Source organism: Kocuria sediminis, from assembly GCF_009735315.1.
GTDB lineage: Bacteria > Actinomycetota > Actinomycetes > Actinomycetales > Micrococcaceae > Kocuria > Kocuria turfanensis.
In genome coordinates this window covers 16,057-33,609 of record NZ_WOGU01000022.1, presented here as the reverse complement: position 1 = coordinate 33,609, position 17,553 = coordinate 16,057, and the positions used below count along the sequence as shown (strand labels likewise).

General features: G+C 68.1%; 16 protein-coding genes and 1 riboswitch. Of the genes, 5 read left to right on the top strand and 11 right to left on the bottom strand.

Going from position 1 to position 17,553, the window contains the following annotated elements; all coding sequences use genetic code 11:
- Positions 1–523: 523 nt before the first annotated feature.
- Positions 524–1,642 carry a cation diffusion facilitator family transporter gene (locus GMA12_RS17310; RefSeq protein ID WP_370832044.1) on the bottom strand — a complete coding sequence of 373 codons (1,119 nt, stop codon included), beginning with the start codon at positions 1,640–1,642 and terminating at the stop codon, positions 524–526.
- A gap of 56 nt (positions 1,643–1,698) precedes the next feature.
- On the opposite strand from GMA12_RS17310, the gene GMA12_RS17305 reads away from it, so the two are divergent.
- Positions 1,699–2,085, top strand: coding sequence for an ArsR/SmtB family transcription factor (locus tag GMA12_RS17305; protein WP_162460014.1), 387 nt, complete (start codon positions 1,699–1,701; stop codon positions 2,083–2,085).
- 286 nt (positions 2,086–2,371) lie between these two features.
- Complete coding sequence (locus GMA12_RS17300; RefSeq protein ID WP_156270746.1) at positions 2,372–2,512, top strand: hypothetical protein; 141 nt, start codon at positions 2,372–2,374, stop codon at positions 2,510–2,512.
- Between the two features lie 557 nt (positions 2,513–3,069).
- On the opposite strand, the gene GMA12_RS17295 is transcribed toward GMA12_RS17300, so the two are convergent.
- The 5 genes from GMA12_RS17295 to GMA12_RS17275 all read right to left on the bottom strand — a co-directional run bounded on the left by GMA12_RS17295 (position 3,070) and on the right by GMA12_RS17275 (position 7,366).
- Complete coding sequence (locus GMA12_RS17295) at positions 3,070–3,399, bottom strand: metal-sensitive transcriptional regulator (protein WP_156270745.1); 330 nt, start codon at positions 3,397–3,399, stop codon at positions 3,070–3,072.
- A 102-nt stretch (positions 3,400–3,501) separates the two neighbouring features.
- Positions 3,502–3,753, bottom strand: a complete 252-nt coding sequence (locus GMA12_RS19115; protein ID WP_156270744.1) for a YHS domain-containing protein — start codon at positions 3,751–3,753, stop codon at positions 3,502–3,504.
- A 31-nt stretch (positions 3,754–3,784) separates the two neighbouring features.
- Positions 3,785–6,115: a heavy metal translocating P-type ATPase gene (locus GMA12_RS17285; RefSeq protein WP_156270743.1), complete on the bottom strand. Its 2,331-nt coding sequence runs from the start codon at positions 6,113–6,115 to the stop codon at positions 3,785–3,787.
- A 73-nt stretch (positions 6,116–6,188) separates the two neighbouring features.
- Entirely contained in the window at positions 6,189–7,022 is an 834-nt protein-coding gene (locus tag GMA12_RS17280) for a DUF8832 domain-containing protein (RefSeq protein ID WP_240898940.1), read from the bottom strand.
- A 131-nt stretch (positions 7,023–7,153) separates the two neighbouring features.
- Positions 7,154–7,366 (bottom strand): heavy-metal-associated domain-containing protein, encoded by a 213-nt coding sequence (locus tag GMA12_RS17275; protein WP_156270742.1) that lies wholly within the window; start codon positions 7,364–7,366, stop codon positions 7,154–7,156.
- Between the two features lie 790 nt (positions 7,367–8,156).
- On the opposite strand from GMA12_RS17275, the gene GMA12_RS17270 reads away from it, so the two are divergent.
- Positions 8,157–9,308 (top strand): heparan-alpha-glucosaminide N-acetyltransferase domain-containing protein, encoded by a 1,152-nt coding sequence (locus tag GMA12_RS17270; protein WP_370832035.1) that lies wholly within the window; start codon positions 8,157–8,159, stop codon positions 9,306–9,308.
- Between the two features lie 110 nt (positions 9,309–9,418).
- Here GMA12_RS17270 and GMA12_RS17265 read toward each other — a convergent pair whose 3' ends face one another.
- The 4 genes from GMA12_RS17265 to GMA12_RS17250 form a co-directional block, all read right to left on the bottom strand.
- Positions 9,419–10,561: a sensor histidine kinase gene (locus GMA12_RS17265; protein ID WP_240898939.1), complete on the bottom strand. Its 1,143-nt coding sequence runs from the start codon at positions 10,559–10,561 to the stop codon at positions 9,419–9,421.
- Positions 10,558–11,280 (bottom strand): response regulator, encoded by a 723-nt coding sequence (locus GMA12_RS17260; protein ID WP_098055258.1) that lies wholly within the window; start codon positions 11,278–11,280, stop codon positions 10,558–10,560. The genes GMA12_RS17265 and GMA12_RS17260 overlap by 4 nt, the downstream gene beginning before the upstream one ends.
- Before the next feature lie 1,178 nt (positions 11,281–12,458).
- Positions 12,459–13,385 carry a C40 family peptidase gene (locus tag GMA12_RS17255; protein ID WP_156270740.1) on the bottom strand — a complete coding sequence of 309 codons (927 nt, stop codon included), beginning with the start codon at positions 13,383–13,385 and terminating at the stop codon, positions 12,459–12,461.
- A gap of 274 nt (positions 13,386–13,659) precedes the next feature.
- A complete protein-coding gene (locus tag GMA12_RS17250; protein ID WP_156270739.1) occupies positions 13,660–14,313 on the bottom strand; it encodes a C40 family peptidase in 654 nt (217 codons plus the stop codon).
- Positions 14,314–14,319: 6 nt separating this feature from the next.
- A riboswitch (cyclic di-AMP (ydaO/yuaA leader) is annotated at positions 14,320–14,511 on the bottom strand.
- Between the two features lie 599 nt (positions 14,512–15,110).
- Between GMA12_RS17250 and GMA12_RS17245 the strand changes: the two genes are divergently transcribed.
- Both GMA12_RS17245 and GMA12_RS17240 read left to right on the top strand, forming a co-directional pair.
- Positions 15,111–15,521 carry a four-helix bundle copper-binding protein gene (locus GMA12_RS17245; RefSeq protein WP_085108564.1) on the top strand — a complete coding sequence of 137 codons (411 nt, stop codon included), beginning with the start codon at positions 15,111–15,113 and terminating at the stop codon, positions 15,519–15,521.
- 414 nt (positions 15,522–15,935) lie between these two features.
- Positions 15,936–16,643: a DUF305 domain-containing protein gene (locus GMA12_RS17240; RefSeq protein WP_156270738.1), complete on the top strand. Its 708-nt coding sequence runs from the start codon at positions 15,936–15,938 to the stop codon at positions 16,641–16,643.
- A 182-nt stretch (positions 16,644–16,825) separates the two neighbouring features.
- Here the strand turns inward: GMA12_RS17240 and GMA12_RS17235 are convergent, their stop codons facing one another.
- A complete protein-coding gene (locus tag GMA12_RS17235; protein ID WP_156270737.1) occupies positions 16,826–17,530 on the bottom strand; it encodes a DUF305 domain-containing protein in 705 nt (234 codons plus the stop codon).
- Positions 17,531–17,553 lie beyond the last annotated feature (23 nt).

Genomic DNA, 17,553 nt, shown 5'->3' with positions numbered 1-17,553 from the left:
CCCTACCAGTGGTTCCTCCTGCACCTGGTGGTGGCCGCACTGTTCGCCCTGGTGTGGCAGACCCTGGTGGGTCAGGGCCCGCTGGAGAAGGTCGTGGGCACCGCGGTGAAGGCCGCCCGCCGGGCGGTGCTGCACGGCGCCCCCGCCCACCCGACCTAGCGGGGCGACAACCAGCCGACTGGAGGTGCTCAGTCCTAAGACCAGCGTTCGGACAGATCGCGGTAGATCGCATCTCAAAGCGAGAATCAGCAGCCTGCCCTCCCGGAGGGCACAGACGATCTGATCATCGCCCACGGGCACCCGCAGGTGCCCGACCGGATCCACCTGTAGATATGGGCGGCTATCGGCCGCCGACTGCGAAGACGGCCTTGTAGTTGGGGGTTCCTTTCCACAGCGCACTGCGGCCGGCCCAGGGCGGAGGATCGGCCGGCTGGGTCGTCCGGGGCCATGGCATGTCACGGGCCTCGCCGTGTCGGCGGGTCCGGGAGTGACCGTATGTGTTGGATCGCCCGAATCCGATGGTTCAGAGGGCCGTCTGGGCAGGGGGGGCTGTGCGGGCGGGGGTGATCCGGACGGTGGCGTGTTGCAGATGGGGCACATGGTGGCGGAGGTGTTCGGCCACGGTGCTGGCGAGGTGGTGGCCGGCTTCGACGCTGAGGGTGCCCTCGACGGCAACGATCACCTCGGCTTCCAGGCGGTGTCCGCTCCACCGGGCCCGGGCCTGGTCCACCGCCTTGATTCCCGGCAGGGCGGCGGCCTCGTGCTCGATCAGGTCCAGGGTTCCGGGTTCGACCCCGTCCATGAGTCGGCGCACGACCGTGCGCATCGACCCGACCAGCACCGCGATGATCACCGCGGCGATGACCAGGCCGATGACCGGGTCCACCCACGGGAGCCCGAACCGGGCGCCGATCACGCCGAGCACCACCGCCAGGGAGGTCAGGGCGTCGGTGCGGGCGTGCTGGCCTTCGGCGATCAGGGCCGCTGAGCCGATGCGCCGTCCGGCCCGGATGCGATAGCGGGCCACGACCTCGTTGCCGGCGGCCCCGACGAGGGCGGCGGCCATGACCCACCCCAGATGGGTCATGTCCTGCGCGGTGGTCAGCGCCCGCACCGACTCCCAGATGATCAGCGCGGCCGAGGCGGCGATCACCGCCCCGATGAGCAGCCCGACCAGGTCCTCGGCCCGCCGGAACCCGTAGCTGTAGCACCGGGTGGGGGCCCGGCGGCCGAGGCGGAAGGCGATGATCAGCGGGATCGTGGTGGCCAGGTGCCCGAGGTTGTGCACGGTGTCGGCGAGCAGGGCGACCGACCCGCTGAGCCAGACGATGACGATCTGCAGCAGTGCCGTGGTCCCCATGCCGGCCAGGCTGATCCAGGCGGCGCGGATGCCGATGGCACTGGACTCCTCGGCGGTCCGGACGGCCTCGGTGTGGTCGTGGCTGTGCGGGAGCAGGGCGTGCTTGAGCCACGCCCAGCCGCCGTGGTGGTCATGCCCTTCGTCATGGCTATGGCTATGGCTATGGCTATGGCTATGGCTATGGCTATGGCCATGGTTGTGGTTGGGGCTGTGGCTGTGGCCATGATCGGGATTGGAGGCGGAGGTGGCGCCGTGTTCGTGGGTGTGCTGGGCGGGTTTCACCATAGGAGCATACCTACGTAGATACGCAGGTATAAAGGCGTAGCTAGAATGGTGCCGTGCACGATGAGCTGGTCCACCCTGCCCCTGATGACGAGCATGCCCGGATTGCCGCGGAGACCTTCCGCATGCTCTCCGATGCCACACGGGTGAAGATCCTCTGGGCGCTGTTCCAGGGGGAGTCCAGCGTGAACGCCCTGGCCGAACTGGTGGGTGCTGCGCCCACGGCGGTGAGCCAGCACCTGGCCAAGCTGCGTCTGGCCGGACTGGTCGAGAGCCGGCGGCAGGGCACCTTTGCCTACTACTGGGCCACCGATGCCCACGTGAACCGGCTGCTGGCCGAGGCGCTCTCGCACGCCGAGCACATCACCGGGGCCGCCCCGGCAGAGGCCCCGCACAGCCACCGCGCTACGGGCGCGGATCGCAACGGGGCACGGACTTCGTGAACCTCACCTGCCGGACCGTAGTCACCATACCGACGCGACCCCTCGTGTCGCCGGACCCCCGATGTCCTGAACCGGCCCACTGACACCACCCAGCAGGACCACTGCCCCGGCGGGCACAGCACAGTTCCCCTTTTGTCCACGGGGACCGGCTGAGGCGCACCGCCTGGTTACGCAGGAAATGTATTGGCTCATCTGCCGTGTACCTGGGGAGGGTCGTAGTGTCAGAGGCATGAGGGGGAAACACAAGAGCCCAGAGTCCATGGGGAACTCGAGCCTCGCGGTAGCGATGGTGGTGTATGGAAGCGTGCTGGCGGGGTTGCTCCTATATATCTTCTGGAGGGGGGCCGTCGACCTGAGGTTGGCGCTCGTCCTCGCCGTCGTGCCGGTGGCGCTGATCCTGACCTGGCTGTGGTCGCGCATGCGCTGAACCACCCCTCCGGGCGAAGCTCTGGCAGGGCGCACAGCTGAAGGCCGGACGTGGCGCGATGTGCTGCCGGCATCTCCGTCTCAGTGGGCACGTTCCGGAACAAGCGGGCTCAGATTGGGGAGAACGAGATGCCCGCCGGGAATAGGCGCCCTACCCAACCCGCAGGAGTGCTGGGGGCGTCGGCCGTCCGTCAAGTGTCCGTGGTTCAAGCGCGGTCCTGTCGCGGTCTGTCACCGGAAGAGCACTGGCCGAAAAGCGTGTGACCCCGGACGGTTATTCGCACCGGACGGCGGTATCGGGAGGAACGACGTCGGAGACGGTTCACTGGGCGGTGGGTTCGAAGGTCACCGGATCCCATGTGGGCAGGATGTGGGCCGGGACCATCCCGCTAGGGGCCGGGTCACGGCGGCGTCGACGCCGAACAGGTGCCGTTTGCCGGTGGTGGCGGCTTCTGCCGCGGCGCCCCTTTTCCGGTTCCTGCCGACGGGCGGCACCGCACGGGGCCGGTTCTACAGCTGGTGTTCCGAATAGCGGCGGAGGTCGCAGCTGCCGCTGGGTCAGGAGCGTACTAGGCGGGCGATGGCCTCGGAGGCTTCTTTGAGCTTGGCCTCGGCGGCGTCCTCGCCGAGTTGAGCGGCGTCTAGGACGCAGTGCTTCATGTGGTCGTCGAGCAAGCCGAGGCCGACGTTGCGCAATGCGGAGGTCAGGGCGGAGATCTGGGTGAGGATGTCGATGCAGTATTGCTCCTCGTCGACCATCCGGTGGATGCCTCGGGCTTGGCCCTCGATGCGCTTGAGGCGGGCGAGGTAGCGGTCCTTGTCGCTGATGTAGCCGTGGGTGGTGTGGCACTCGGTGTCGGTGGGCTCGGGGACCGGGGTGGTGTCCATGGTGGTGTTTTCGTCTTTCCGTGGGTGTCGTATGGGGGCGGCGGCTCCGGGTCAGCGGTGGAGCTGGCCCGGATCCGCCGGCCCTAGGGGTGCTGGGTGGGATCAGCCGGTCGCGTACTTGGCGGGGTCGGCGTCGAAGGCCGGGCCGCAACCGGGGCAGCAGAGCCAGTATCGCTGGCCCTGGTAGTCGCGGACGAGCCCTGCGGCCTCGGCGTTGGCCTTGACGACCTGGTTGCCGGGCATCACCGGGCACTGGGCCATCTCGTCGCTGGAGATCCCAGTTCGGTCGTCGTTCGCCAGCCCATGGTGATGGGTGTGCTCGTCGTGGTGGTGGTTGAGGTCGTGGTGGCACATACGGGGTGTTCCTTTCGATCGGTGGGGTGGTTCAGGCCTCGACCGGCTGCCGTGCCCGGAGGCGCGGGGTCGCCGATGACGGCTGGGGGGCGATGGCCTGGCTGGTGAAAGAGCGCAGACGCAGGCTGTTGGTGACCACGAAGACGGACGAGAAGGCCATGGCTGCCCCGGCGAGCATGGGGTTGAGCAGTCCGAAGGCGGCCAGTGGGATGGCTGCGGTGTTGTAGGCGAAGGCCCAGAACAGGTTCGTCTTGATTGTTCTCAGCGTGCGTCGGGAGAGCCGGATCGCGTCCGCAGCGGCCCGCAGGTCCCCGCGCACCAGCGTGATGTCAGCGGCCTCGATGGCCACATCGGTGCCGGTGCCCATGGCCAGGCCGAGATTGGCCTGGGCCAGGGCGGGGGCGTCGTTGACGCCGTCACCGACCATCGCCACGGTCTTGCCCTGTCCCTGGAGCTTCGCGACGACGTCGACCTTGTCTTTGGGGAGCACCTCGGCGATGACCTCGTCGATGCCGACCTCTGCGGCGACCTGGGCGGCCACGGCCTGGTTGTCCCCGGTGAGCAGCACCGGGGTCAGACCCAGCTCCTTGAATTGGGCAATGGCTTGGGCGCTGGTGGGCTTGACCTCATCGGCGACCACGAGGATGCCGCGCGCTTGCCCGTCCCAGCCGATCGCCACCGTGGTCTTGCCCTGGGCCTCGGCGGCCTGTTTGGCCTGGCGCAGATCGTCGTCGAGGTGCTGGGCCCACTCGGCCAGCAGGGCCTCACGCCCCACCAGCACGGCGTGGCCGTCCACGACGCCCTGGACCCCGCGGCCTTCGATGTTCTCGAAGGACTCCGGGGTGGGCAGCTCCCCGACCTCAGCGGTGGCACCGGTGGCGATGGCCTGGGCGATGGGGTGCTCGGAGGCGTCCTCCAAGGCACCGGCCAGACGCAGCAGATCGGTCCGGTCCACGCCGGGGGCGGGGATCGCCTCGGTCAGGGTCATCTTGCCGGTGGTGACGGTGCCGGTCTTGTCCAGCACGATCGTGTTGATCCGCCGGGTGGATTCCAGCACCTCGGGTCCTTTGATGAGCACGCCCATCTGGGCGCCTCGACCGGTGCCGACCAGCAACGCGGTCGGGGTGGCCAGGCCCAGGGCGCAGGGGCAAGCGATGATCAGCACCGCCACCGCGGCGGTGAATCCTGCCGAGAGGGGGAACCCGGCCCCGATCCACGCCCCGAGGGTGGCCACGGCGATCGCGATGGCGATGGGCACGAAGACGGCCGAGACCCGGTCGGCCAGACGCTGGATCTCGGCCTTGCCGGATTGGGCGTCCTCGACCAGCTGGGCCATCTGCGCCAGCTGCGTGTCGGCACCGACCCGCGTGGCGGCCACGGTGAGGCGGCCGCCGGCGTTGACGGTGGCGCCGGTGACCGTGTCCCCTGCGGCGACCTCGACCGGTACCGACTCACCGGTGAGCATGGAGGCGTCGATGGCACTGGTGCCGGAGACGACGACCCCATCGGTGGCGATCTTCTCCCCGGGGCGCACGATGAACTTATCCCCCACGGCCAAGTCCTCGATAGGGATGCGTTGTTCGCGGCCTTCGCGCAGGACAGCGACGTCCTTCGCGCCGAGCTCCAGCAGGGCGCGCAGGGCCGCCCCGGCCCGGCGCTTGGAGCGTTTCTCGAAGTAGCGGCCGAGCAGGATGAAGGTGATCACGCCCGCGGCGACCTCGAGGTAGATGTTGCCCAACCCGTGGGAGGGGGAGATGGTCAGCTCGAAGGGGTGCACCATCCCGGGTTGGCCGGCCGTGCCGAAGAACAATGCCACGATCGACCACAACAGAGCCGCGGTGGTGCCCATCGAGATCAGGGTGTCCATCGTCGCCGTGCCGTGGCGCAGGTTCAGCCACGCGGCCCGGTGGAAAGGCCAGCCGGCCCACACCACCACGGGTGCGGCGAGCACGAGGGATGCGAAGCCCCAGTAATCGAACTGCAGGGCGGGAATCATCGCCATCGCAATCACCGGCACCGCAAGTACTGCCCCACCGATTAGACGCTGCCGCAGGGTGCGCAGCTCGGCGTCCTCCGCCGTCGTTTCCTCGGCCGATGCCACGCCGGGGTCGGCCTGCCGGGGTGCTGGTAGGACTGCGGTGTAACCGGTTTTCTCTACCTCGGCGATCAAATCCTGCGGGTCGTACCCGGCCGGGGCGCTGACGCGGGCCTTTTCCGTGGCGTAGTTGACGCTGGCGCTCACGCCCTCGAGCTTGTTGAGCTTGCGCTCGATCCGGTTGGCGCACGAGGCGCAGGTCATCCCCCCGATCTCGAGCTCGACGTTGGTGCCCAGCGCCTGCGGCGGGGCCGAGGATGCAGACATGCGGTGCTTCCTTCTCTTGATAGGGGCGCCACCGATCCGGTCGCGACGCTCTCAGTGGTGAGCCGGGAACGGGTCAGTGCCCGCCGTGGCCCTCGGCTGTGGTGTTGGCCGAGGGCATGGTGCCGGCGGCCCCGGTGGTGTCGAGGGCGAATTGGGCGGTGTGGACCTGCCCGTCGACCTGGAAATCGAAGTAGAGGTAGTAGCGGCCCGGGCTCGGGGCCGTGGTGGCGAACACGACGTCGGGCCCGGACACCTCACCGGCGACCGGCTCAGCACCTTCGGGGTGGGTGTGCAGGTAGGCCAGGTCCCCGGCGCGCAACGCGACCAGGTGCCCGTAGGCACCTAGGTAGGGCTCCAAGGTGGTGACCGGCTGTCCGTCACGGGTGACGCTGATGGTCAGTTCCGCGGTGGATCCAACGGACAGATCACCCGCCACGGAGATCTGATATCCATCGACCTCATCGGTGGTGGACGCCTCCGGTGTACCCGGGGTGAAAGCCCCGGCCACGTCCACGGTGGAGGTCAAGGTCAGGTTCTGCCCCGCACCGGTCGGCACGATGTCGGCGTAGACCCGGTACGTGCCGGCCGCTTCCCACTGCCAGGGCAGCGACCAGCGCCCGGCCTCATCCATCACCGGATGCACGTGGCGGAACCCGGCGGCATCGGAGCGCACCACAATCAGGTGCATCTGTCTCTCGTGAGAGGTCTCGAACTCAGTCACCGGGGCCCCGTCGGGGCCGGTGATGGTCAAGGACAGCTCCCCGGGGTCCCCGGTAGCCCCGGGCGCGGAGAGCTCCTGGAGGAGGTAGCCGTTCTGCTCCATGCTCACGCCCTGAGGGGTGTGTCCCGCCCGGCTTCCGGCGGTGGTCTCGGCCGGGTCCTGGCCGCTGTCGGTGTGCTGGGTCATCTCGGTTCCTTCCGCCTGCTGCGTCCAGGCCGACACGGTCGTCTCTGGCACTACGGCTCCGGCCGCCGCGAAGGCCCCAGTGAACACCACCGCCAGCCCTGCTGCGTAGGCCCCTAGCCGCGCGGCGGCGTTCACGCCGACCGCGCTGCCTGGTAACCGGCCTCCTCGACCGCGGCAATGACCGCTGCCTCGTCCACCGGCTGATCGCTGGTGACGGTGAGCTGGCCGCTCTGGTGGCTGACCTCCACCCCGGTCACGCCCGCGATCTCCTGGACCTCCTCGCGCACCGACATCTCGCAGTGTCCGCAGGTCATCCCGGTCACCTGAAACTGAGTGGTCGTCATGGTCTCATCCCTCCCGACTTTGTACCCCTAGGGGGTATGTGTACAGGTACAGGTTTACCCCCCGGGGGTACCTGTGTCAAGGGTTGCCAGAGGACGAGGAGCGGCCGGCCGAGGGGGAGACGGTATGGGCACGGCGGGTTCCGTCGTGCTCCGTCCGCGCGCTGCCCCGGGGATGTGAACACCGCGGGGAGCGGGTCTGGGATGCGTGCCGGGGCCACAGTCGCACCAGAGGGACAGCGGTGCCCTGGCTCGGTTCTCACTCCCTTTTGGATCTCGAACGCACTCGTTGAGCTTTTCTCAAGACGACGTGAAGATTCCCTAAAGCTTGGTCTTCCAGGCCCTTGGAGAGCTGATTTCCCGGGCCCCGAGGAGCACACTTTGCAAGTGAGAACCCCCAGTTCTCATCGGCCCGTAGATGGGTCATCGGGTGCCCCGGCTCTGCTCCCCAGAGGCTGGGGCACCCGGCATTAACGTGAAGAGCTGGCCGGGCCCCGGGAACCCTGCGGGCCTGGGGCGGCCTCGACAATCCTGCGCTGTGTTGCCTCGTCCTCGGACCGTGCTTCGGCCCTGTGGGGCCCGCCTGGTCTGCCTACGGCCCGGGGATCTTTATGGGATCTTGAGAAACGCGCAACAGGCTCTCCAGGCCGGACGCCCACCCTGGGAACAGGACGTTCCCGGATGCAACGGGAGGTCATGGTCAACAGGGGGAAATGTGAGTACGAGAGCAAGAGCGGGAGGGCCTCCGCCGGCCGGCCTTGAGGGCGCGGTGGTCCGGCCCACACACCGGCTGGTGGGGATCGATGCGGCGCGGGGGCTGGCCCTGGTCGGGTTGATGGCCATTCACCTGCTACCGGCCTGGAACGAGGAGACCGGGGAGGCGAGCTGGTCGTGGCGGCTGTTCTCAGGGGACTCGGCGGCCCTGTTCGCACTGCTGGCTGGGGTGGGACTGGCACTGACTTCCGGGGGGCGGCACCCGCACGAGGGCAGGACGATGGCCGCTGACCGGATCGGCCTGGTGGTGCGCGCGCTGCTGATCGCGATCGTGGGGTTGGGGATCGGGACGCTGATGTCGGAGGACCCGCCCGCCTACAACATCCTGATCTACTACGGGGTGTTCTTTCTGCTGGCGATTCCGTTTCTGCACGCCGGCCCGAAGGTTCTGTTCATCTGCGCGGCGCTGTTCGGGGTGGTCTCCCCGATGCTGATGCAGGGACTCCAAGATGGGTTGCCCGCCTTCGTCTCCTACAACCCCACGTTCACGGATCTGCTGACGCAACCTGGTGCCACGGCCTCCCAGTTGTTGCTGACTGGGACCTACCCGGCCCTGCCGTACATGACCTATCTACTGGTCGGACTGGGACTGGGGCGGTTGAACCTGCGCAGAACGGAGGTGCAAGCCCGACTGGTCGTGGTGGGAGTGGGACTGGCGATCTTCGCCCAGACCACCTCCTACGTCCTGCTCTATGCCTTCAACGGCTACCAGCGGTTGCTGGAGGCTTCCTCGATGGGCGAGCACGAGCTCGATGACGTACTGGTCTGGGGTCCGGACTCGCTGCCCACCGAGACCGTGTGGTGGCTGGCGATCGCCACCCCGCACACCAACACCCCGGTGGCGATCGCGGCCAGTCTCGGGGTGAGCCTGGCGGTGCTGGGCGTTTTCCTACTGATCAGCCCGAAGATCGGGGCATGGCTGTTGCCGCTGTCGGCGATGGGGGTGATGACCTTGACTCTCTACACCGCTCACCTGGTGGCGCTGTCCTTCGAGGTCCACTACGAGTTGCCCTACCTGTGGTTCATGGTCCACCTGGCGGTCGCGGCGTTGTTCGCGGTGGCCTGGCACCGCGGTGTGGGGCAGGGGCCGCTGGAGAAGGTGGTTAGTACCAGTGTCAAAGGCACCCGCCGGCTGGTGCTGGGTAGGCCGGCCAAGAACGGCCACGGATAGCCCGAACCGGCAGGCACGTCATGACCGGTCGTGCCCGCCGCAGCAGACGCGCTCTGTGCGGCAGGCACGGCCCGCCGTCGCCACCCCACGATCTGGTGATGATGCTGGGATCAAACCGGGGGCGTGTGGCGGGGTAGGTGAATCCGGAAACTGGTCCCGCGCCCGGGGCCGCCGCTGGCGACCTCCAGGGTCCCGCCCTGGGCTTCGACGAGGGACTTGCTGATGGCCAGTCCCAGGCCGGAGCCTCCGCGGTGGGCCTCCCGGCCGGAATTGGCGCGGTAGAAGCGTTCGAAGACGTGCGGGAGGTGCTCCGGGCCGATGCCTTCCCCGGTGTCGGTGACGGTGACGCTGACGGCCTCCGGGGTGTGGTCGGTGCGCACGGAGACGGCACCGCCGGATGGGGTGTGGCGCAGGGCGTTCTCCAACAGGTTGCCCAACACCTGTCCCATCCGTTCCCGATCGACTAACACCGGTGTGGCCTCCGTGCCGGTGCTGATGGCGGTCACCGAGACGTCTTGGGTAGCGGCATCTTGTTGGACGGCCGCGACCGCCTGGGCTGCCAGCCGGCCCGGGTCCTGAAGAGTGAGCTGCAAATGGGTCATGCCTTCCTCGGCAGCGGTGAGCTGGCGGATGTCACGGGCCAGCCGTTCCAGCCGGGCGATCTGGGCGTAGAGGATGCCGGTGGTCCGTTCGTCCCACTCGACCACCCCGTCCTCGATGCCCTCCAGGTGTCCTTTGAGGCTGGCCAGAGGGGTGCGCATCTCGTGCGCCAGATCGGCCAGCATTTGCCGGCGGGTGGTGTCCACAGCGTCGAGCTTGGCGGCCATGTCGTTGAAGGACCCGGCCAGGGAGTCGAACTCCGGGCCCAGCTTGGTGGAGGTGACACGCACGTCGTAGTTGCCCACGGCCACCTCCCCGGCGGCGGTGCTGAAGGAGGCCAGGGACCGCCCGATCGTGCGGTAGAGGTAGAAGGTGAGCATCCCGGCGATGTAGAGCGCCGGGAGTCCTCCGATGGTCAGGGCGGTGAGACTCACCGAGCGGAAGGCGTCCTCCAGGTGCACCAGCCCGAGGGCCTCATCAGCGTGCCCGGACTCGACGAGCTCGTGGTAGAACATGCGCGGCCCGATCAGCACCGCGGTGATCACCACGATGATCAGCCCGATGGCCAGCACCGCGGTCTGGGCCAACATCAGCCGCACCGTCAACGGGCTCCAGGACCAGCGCCGGGCGCGGGAAGAGACGGCGGTGCTCATCGTCCGGTGCCCATTCGGTAGCCGATCCCACGAATCGTGTGGATGAACCGTGGGCTGGCGGCCTCGTCGCCGAGCTTCTTGCGGATCCGACCGATGTGCACATCCACCAGGTGCTCGTCCCCGGTCCAGTGCGTGTCCCAAACCATCTCCACCAGCTGCCGACGGGAGAGCACCAGCTGCGGGCGGGCAGCCAGACACAGGAGCAGGTCGAACTCGATCCGCGTCAACGCCACCGGTTCCCCGGCCAGATGCACCTGACGGGAGTCCTCGTCCACCACCAGCTCCCCGATCACCAGGGCTTGCTGAGCTGACCGGGAGCCAGCAGCGGATGCGGCGCCTCCCGTGCGGGCCCGACGCAACATGGCTTGGACCCGGGCCACGAGCTCACGCGGGCTGAACGGCTTGGTCACGTAGTCGTCAGCGCCCACGGACAGACCCACGATCTTGTCCACCTCGTCATCGCGGGCCGTGAGCATCAGCACGTAACAGTCCGAGAAGACCCGCACCTGGCGGCACACCTCGATGCCATCGATCCCCGGCAACCCCAGATCCAGCACCAGCACGTCCGGGGTGAAATCGCGCACCGCTGCTACGGCTTCGGTGCCGTCGTGACGCACGGCGACCTCCAACCCGGCCTTGCGCAGATACTCCGCCACGAGCTGCGCCAGGTCGGTCTCGTCATCGACCACCAGGATCCGGCCGGTCGGGGGCGTGGGCATGGGGGCTCCTTGATCAGTGGGTGGGGCCGTGCGTGCGGCTCCGGGCGTGAGGTGGTCCGGCCGGTGCAGTATGGCCGACGTGCCGGTGACGAGACGTCTCGCCCGGCCCTGGTGCCGGTGACGTCATGGATCCGGCGCCTCGGGCTTCTCAGCCCGCGGGCCGGAAGCACCCCGGCCTCGTTCACGCGGACACAGCGGGAGACCAGGAGTAGGGGCAGGGTGATGCCGGGAGGTCGTGGTGGGCTGGCCGGGAAGGAGTGCCCTGAGATCCAGCGAACGCTGCGCGTGGGCAGACACCCATAGATCCACTAGCTCTGCTCCGGCCACCCACGGCAGTACATCGGTCGCCAGAGCGGACAGCGCCGCGACATGGGACGTAGCGCTGGTACCTGCCTCCACGTGCATGGTGAGACAAACGCCTCCTGGGCCGTCGCGTCCGACACCGTCGTGGACCGCGAGGGCCGGCACCAGGGACGGGGCCACGGAACCTTCCACATGGACGGAGGTTCTCAGTGCCGCTGCCACCGTCCAGGTGCACATATCGCTCCTTCCGCCACACATCGGTCAGGACGAGGGCATCCGGCCGTGGTCCCACCGGCCAGAGCCGGGCAGGAGCAAAAGCCTGGCCATGGAACGGCGCCACAGCCTGCCCCGCGGCCATCGACCGCAAATCTGCGTTGGTGGGCGCGGTGGACCTGTCCTGAAGCCCAGTCTGCGGCAGAGCCGGAAGGATATGAGTTATTCATGCACGCTGCCCGGGAAAACGGCGTCCAACGGCGGGGCGGCATCTCGCAACGTCGCCACGCCAACGGTTCCCGGTGCATCCCGCCCCGGATCCCGGCCCGCCCCCCCTTCAACGAGGGGCCGACTTCTCCAGGGTCATCTTCTCCAGGGTCATCGGAGCTGAGGGCGTTGGCCGCTGGAGGGTGGTCAGGGACTGTGCCGGGTCTTGTCATCCGAAGAACACCGCAGCCTTCCCAGCTCTACATCGAATGGGGTCATCGTCGACATCAAGGCGGTTGAGCGCAGACAACTCCAGTGGGATGCACCCGGGATGCCGGCACGACAACGGCCGGCTGCCTTGATACCTAAAAGTGCCCCCAGGCGTGGATCCCGGGGGCGCGGAACCTGTCTGGCCGGCCAGGAACCGCGCACCCGGAATCGGTGTTTGCGTGCGGTCAGCGCACGCGGATGTAGACCGGGCCGGTGCCCACGTTGACGCTGTCGACGACGGTGCTGCCACCGTTCCAGCCGCCGTGGACGGCCTTGCCGCCGCCGATGTAGACGCCGATGTGGGCTGTGCCCATGCCGCCATCGGCGTAGTAGACGAGATCGCCGGGCTGGGCCTGGCCGGCGGAGACCCGGGTGCCGAGCGTGAAGTAATCAGCCGGCCACCCGCGGAAGTTGATCCCGGCCGCCCGCAGGGCGTTGCTCACCGCTGCGGTGCAGTCTTGACCGGTGCCTAGTTGTCCCATGGCAGCGGAGGCGATGGTCGCGCTCTTGCCGGAGGGCGAGCTCAGCGAGGTGACCGTGCGCTCAGCGGACGGAGCGGCCGGCGTAGCTGGCTTTGGGGCAGAAGCGACGGCGGTCCTCGGGCCAGCCTGCGCGGCTGGTTCCCGGGCGGGAACCGCCACCGGGGCAGGCTCGGTGACAGGCTCCGGGACCGTCTGGACGACTGGTTCTTGAATAGCTGCTTCTTGGACAACTGGCTTCGCGGCGAGTGTGTTGGCCGGTGCGTTGGCCGAAACGGGCGTGGCGGCCGGCGCCGGAACGGCCCCACCGGGTGCCACAACGGCCGGAACATCGAGCTTCTGCTCGGTCTTCTTATGCTCGGCCTTCTTCTGCTCGGTCTTCTGGTCGGTCTGCTTCTCGGCTGTGGTCACGTGGGCGACCGGCTCCAGGGACGGGGTGGGCGCTGCGGTGGGGGTGGCGGCAGCGACGGCCGACAGCGGAGCCTCAGCGGAGGCATCCGGGGCCGGGGTGGCCTGCACCGAGACGGTGGTGGCCAGGGCCAGGCCGGAGAAGGCGGCGACGGCGGCCACGGTGCGGGCCTTGCCGGTGAGGAGGGAGGTGATGCCGTTGGGGGAGGTCAGGTCACGAGTCATGAGGAGTTGTGCAGGCTTTCTGGCGGGCCGGGCGGATCTGCCGGAACGGTGCGGTGACAGCACGGAGCACCCCGCTCGGGGGCGCAAGATGTCGCGGGGTCCGGCAGAGCGGGCCCCGGATCAGGAGCACCGCGCACGGCGGAGAAGTGGAGGAACGGTGGGGTGTCTGCAGGGGAGGAAAAACTCACTCGCGAGGCAGGAATTCCCTGGATCAGCAGCTGCAACGACCGGGGCCCTCCGCAGCGACTCAGGCCGTTGCGGAGGGCGCACCGGGTCAGCGGTAGGTGTAGTACCCGTCCACCGGCATGGCGTTGACGGAGTGGACGAAGGTGCCCTGGGCGGGGTTCAGGGCGGAGATCATTTTGCCCCCGCCGATGTAGATGCCGATGTGGGCCCCGCCGTTCTGGGAGACGAGGTCTCCGGGCTGCGGGTTGGTCGTGGGGGTGGCCGCGGCGATCTGCTGGAAGCTGGTGCGGGGGATCTCGATGCCGTTCTGGGCGTAGGCCCACTTCGTGAATCCGGAGCAGTCCCAGGCGCCGAAGGCGGTCCCGCCCCAGACGTAGCCGGTGCCGGCGCCCTGCATCGCGGTGCCCACAATCCCGGACGCGCCGGTGATCTCGGTGATATCCGTCGACTGGGTGGACACCGTCGCGGTCGAAGCGCTCTGCTCAGGAGCCGCCGAGGCCTGGGGGGAGACGGCCTGGGGGGCAACGACGGCCCGGGGGGCTGTCGAAGAGTAGGCCGCCAGAGCGGACGCGGGGGCCGAGTAGGCAGTGGCGGTGTCCGTCGGGACCTCGGCGTAGGCCTGAGCCGGGGCGATGGAGCCGATCACTGCCGCACCTGCGGCAGCCGCGACCGTGGTGGTACGCACCAGGGGCGAGGTGGTCTCGGCGCGGTGGCGGGCAGTACGGCGCTTAAAAATGGTCATGGGGTGTGTTCCTCCCTTTGCCTACGAGGTGAGCTGTCGGATGCGGGTGGGAGACACCCGGCCGCCCCGGACGCATGCGTTCCGGGTGACTTAACCCCTAGGTCCCGGACCCCAGGACCGAAAATGGTTCCCCCGCTTCTGCCAAGCGATTTCTCTTCAGGAACCCCGAGCACCGGCAGAATTCGGCGATGTGCACGAGGGCGCCGACCGGATCAATCAGCGGCACGCAGTGGACAGTAGCCCACTCATAACGAAAGTGTCACGTTTAGATCACGGCCCGGATTCTTTCTTCGGCCGGGTCTGAAAGCTTTGGCTGCCGACTCTGAAAAGGCCCGGCCCAGAAGCCGTGGGTTCGTCGCTCCTGTGGCTCCGCATCACGACTGGCGTCGCATCCAATGCCGTGTGACTAGGGGAAATGGCGTCAGTGCACGGCCCTGCATGGACACCACCCCCCAGGGCGAGGGGGTTTTGGGTCGTGGGCGGCCTTCAGTATCACGAGGGGTGGCACGGAGAAGACTTTGAGGATTCCTTGAGCTTTCCTTCAGATTGAGAAGTTTCGGGGATGCCGTTCTGGGCCGCGCAGCGCGATTTCTTCATGAAAACTCCATAATTGCCCGGATCCCCGGCGGAGAAGGCCGCCCGAGGGAGTAGCGCTGTGCGCCACTGTGGCCTGGATCTTCATCAAATCTTCAAGAATTTGGGGCGCGCCACACGGAAAAGGCAGTTTACTGTCGATGGTATGGCGGGCTGGTTCCGGCTGGTTCGTCTCCTCGAGGAAGCCGACGAAGGAGCAAGCCATGACCCATCACGTGAGTGCGATGCTGGAGGCCTACCCGAAGGACCTCGGCGGGGTGGACAAGGGGAAGCTGGCCGCCTGTATCCAGGCCTGTTTCCAGTGCGCCCAGACCTGTACCGCCTGCGCGGATGCCTGCCTGTCCGAGGACATGGTCGCCGAGCTGACCAAGTGCATCCGCACCAACCTCGACTGCGCGGACCTGTGCGAGGCCACCGGACGTGTGCTCTCGCGGCACACCGGCTACGACGCGAACATCACCTTGGATGCGATCAAGGCCTGCCAGATGGCCTGCAAGGCGTGTGCAGATGAGTGCGAGCAGCACGCGTCCATGCACGAGCACTGCCGGATTTGTGCCGAGGCCTGCCGGCGGTGCGAGGCCGCCTGCGCCGAACTGGTCGCCTCCCTGGGCTGAGTCTCGCCTCCCACAGACCCATCACCCGGGCGGCGGGGGCGGTGAGGACACCCGTGGCCACCGGGATCGGCGTCACGGGCCGGATCTCCTCTGCGGAGGGGGCCACCGCCATGACGCACCCGCCGCCTGGGTGATGGCCCCCTACCGGGGGTTCCGTGGAGAGCGGCTTCCGCGGGAACTTGGCCTTTTCTGCAGGCTCAGACGCTGACCGGCGGATACCCGTGACGGGTCTCCGTCGGTGAAAGAGGATCCTGATGGGCTGATCGGGCCCGCCCGGAGGCGGGTTTCCTCTTCCCCCGCTCCCTGTTCAGTACAGCTCTACCCGCGCGGCTTGGGCGCACGTCGGGCACGGGCGGATTGCCGAGGCCGGCACATCGGGGTCGAGCTTCTTCATCGTGGAAAAGAGACATCATCATGCGTTCCACCCAGTTCCTTGGCCGCCGCACTACGGCCGCCGCCTCCACCGTTGTTCTTGCGACCGCCCTGCTGGGCGGGGCCACCGCTCCGGCCCTGGCCCACGGGCCGGGGAGTACCCCGGTCGCGTCCCCCGCCCAGGACCCGTCCACGGTGGAGATGCTCCAGCCGGATCCGACCTCCCCGACCGCCTACGACTTCGGTGAGACCCTGGCCGGGCTGGAGGGCGAGCAGCTGGAAATCACGTTCCTGGCCGAAATCATTCCGCATCACCAGGCCGCGATCGAGATGTCCGAACTGGAGCTCGAGCGCGGGGTCAGCCCGGACATCCGCACGCACGCGGAGAACATCATCGCCAACCAGCAGCACCAGATCGACCAGTTCACCCGGTGGTTGGAGGAGTGGTACGGGCTGACTCCCGAGGAGGCCATGGCCCAAGCCCCCGAGGAAGCCCAGGAAGAGATGAAGGTCCTGGAGGAGGAAACCCAGACGATGATCGAGGAACTCTCGGCCGTGGAGGCCGGTGAGGACTTCGATGTCGCCTTCGTGCAGAAGATGATTCCGCACCACCAGGCCGGGATCATCGAGCTCCTGGAGCCGCAGTCCCGGGCCCCGCACGCCCAGCTGCGGGTGGCAGCCGCCGCGGGGATCACCACCCAGCAGGCCCAGGTCGCCGATTTCCGCACCTGGCTCGCCGGCCGCGGCTAAGAACCGGGCCAGCACCGAGGCTCTGGCCTCACGGAGGACTGAGCTCATGGCCCACCGGTTGCCACCGGCCACGGGCGGGGGCCTCATCCAGATGGATGAGGCCCCCGCCCGTGGCCGGTGATGCCCCGACTCGTGCGCCCCGGGCGCACAGTGGAGGCCTGATCGAGGCGAACCCGCAGATATCAGCCCTGGATCTGCTGCAGCAGACGCTCCATTTCCTGGATCTCCGCTTCCTGGTCCTCAATCACCTTCTGAGCCATCTCGATGGCCTGCGGATTCTGACCCTCGGCGACTTCCTCCTGGGCCATGTCGATGGCCCCGCGGTGGTGGGCGGTCATCATGGTCAGGTACATCTCGGCGGCCTCGGTGCCCTCGGCGGCCTCCAACTCCTGCATCTGCTCCTCGGTCATCATGCCCTCCATGCCTGCACCGGAATCGGAGCCGTGGTCCATGCCCTCCATACCACCGGACTCCATGCCCTCCATACCACCGGACTCCATCGAGGTGGGCTCCCCCCAGGTCTCGAGCATGGTCTTGAGCTGGTCGATCTCCGGGCCTTGGGCGGCGACGATCTTGTTGGCCAACGCCTCGATGTCCGGGTCGAGATCGTCCTTGGCGAGCATCACCTCGCTCATCTGAACGGCCTGCTCGTGGTGGGGAATCATCATCTGGGCGAACATCGTGTCCGCGTCGTTGTGCTCCTCCGTGACCGCCTGGGCGGACGTGGAAGGAGTGGTCGTGGCGGTGTCCGTGCTCCCGGTACCGGCCGCCGCGGATGTGGTGGTCTCCGGTGCCTCACCGGCGGTCTCTTCGCCGCTGGTGCCGCAGCCGGCCAGGGCCAGGGCAGAGGCCAGGGCCAGAGTGCTCAGGGTGGTCGAACGCTTCATGGGTTCAGTCCTTTGCTTTATGG

What these genes read in the sequence shown, in the direction of transcription:
- GMA12_RS17260 (WP_098055258.1), bottom strand. Translation starts at nt 11,280, where the DNA reads ATGCCCACGCCCCCGACCGGCCGGATCCTGGTGGTCGATGACGAGACC.
- GMA12_RS17240 (WP_156270738.1), top strand. Translation starts at nt 15,936, where the DNA reads ATGCGTTCCACCCAGTTCCTTGGCCGCCGCACTACGGCCGCCGCCTCC.
- GMA12_RS17265 (WP_240898939.1), bottom strand. Translation starts at nt 10,561, where the DNA reads ATGAGCACCGCCGTCTCTTCCCGCGCCCGGCGCTGGTCCTGGAGCCCG.
- GMA12_RS17285 (WP_156270743.1), bottom strand. Translation starts at nt 6,115, where the DNA reads ATGTCTGCATCCTCGGCCCCGCCGCAGGCGCTGGGCACCAACGTCGAG.
- GMA12_RS17255 (WP_156270740.1), bottom strand. Translation starts at nt 13,385, where the DNA reads ATGACTCGTGACCTGACCTCCCCCAACGGCATCACCTCCCTCCTCACC.
- GMA12_RS17250 (WP_156270739.1), bottom strand. Translation starts at nt 14,313, where the DNA reads ATGACCATTTTTAAGCGCCGTACTGCCCGCCACCGCGCCGAGACCACC.
- GMA12_RS17280 (WP_240898940.1), bottom strand. Translation starts at nt 7,022, where the DNA reads ATGACCCAGCACACCGACAGCGGCCAGGACCCGGCCGAGACCACCGCC.
- GMA12_RS17295 (WP_156270745.1), bottom strand. Translation starts at nt 3,399, where the DNA reads ATGGACACCACCCCGGTCCCCGAGCCCACCGACACCGAGTGCCACACC.
- GMA12_RS17235 (WP_156270737.1), bottom strand. Translation starts at nt 17,530, where the DNA reads ATGAAGCGTTCGACCACCCTGAGCACTCTGGCCCTGGCCTCTGCCCTG.
- GMA12_RS17275 (WP_156270742.1), bottom strand. Translation starts at nt 7,366, where the DNA reads ATGACGACCACTCAGTTTCAGGTGACCGGGATGACCTGCGGACACTGC.
- GMA12_RS17245 (WP_085108564.1), top strand. Translation starts at nt 15,111, where the DNA reads ATGACCCATCACGTGAGTGCGATGCTGGAGGCCTACCCGAAGGACCTC.
- GMA12_RS17300 (WP_156270746.1), top strand. Translation starts at nt 2,372, where the DNA reads ATGGTGGTGTATGGAAGCGTGCTGGCGGGGTTGCTCCTATATATCTTC.
- GMA12_RS19115 (WP_156270744.1), bottom strand. Translation starts at nt 3,753, where the DNA reads ATGTGCCACCACGACCTCAACCACCACCACGACGAGCACACCCATCAC.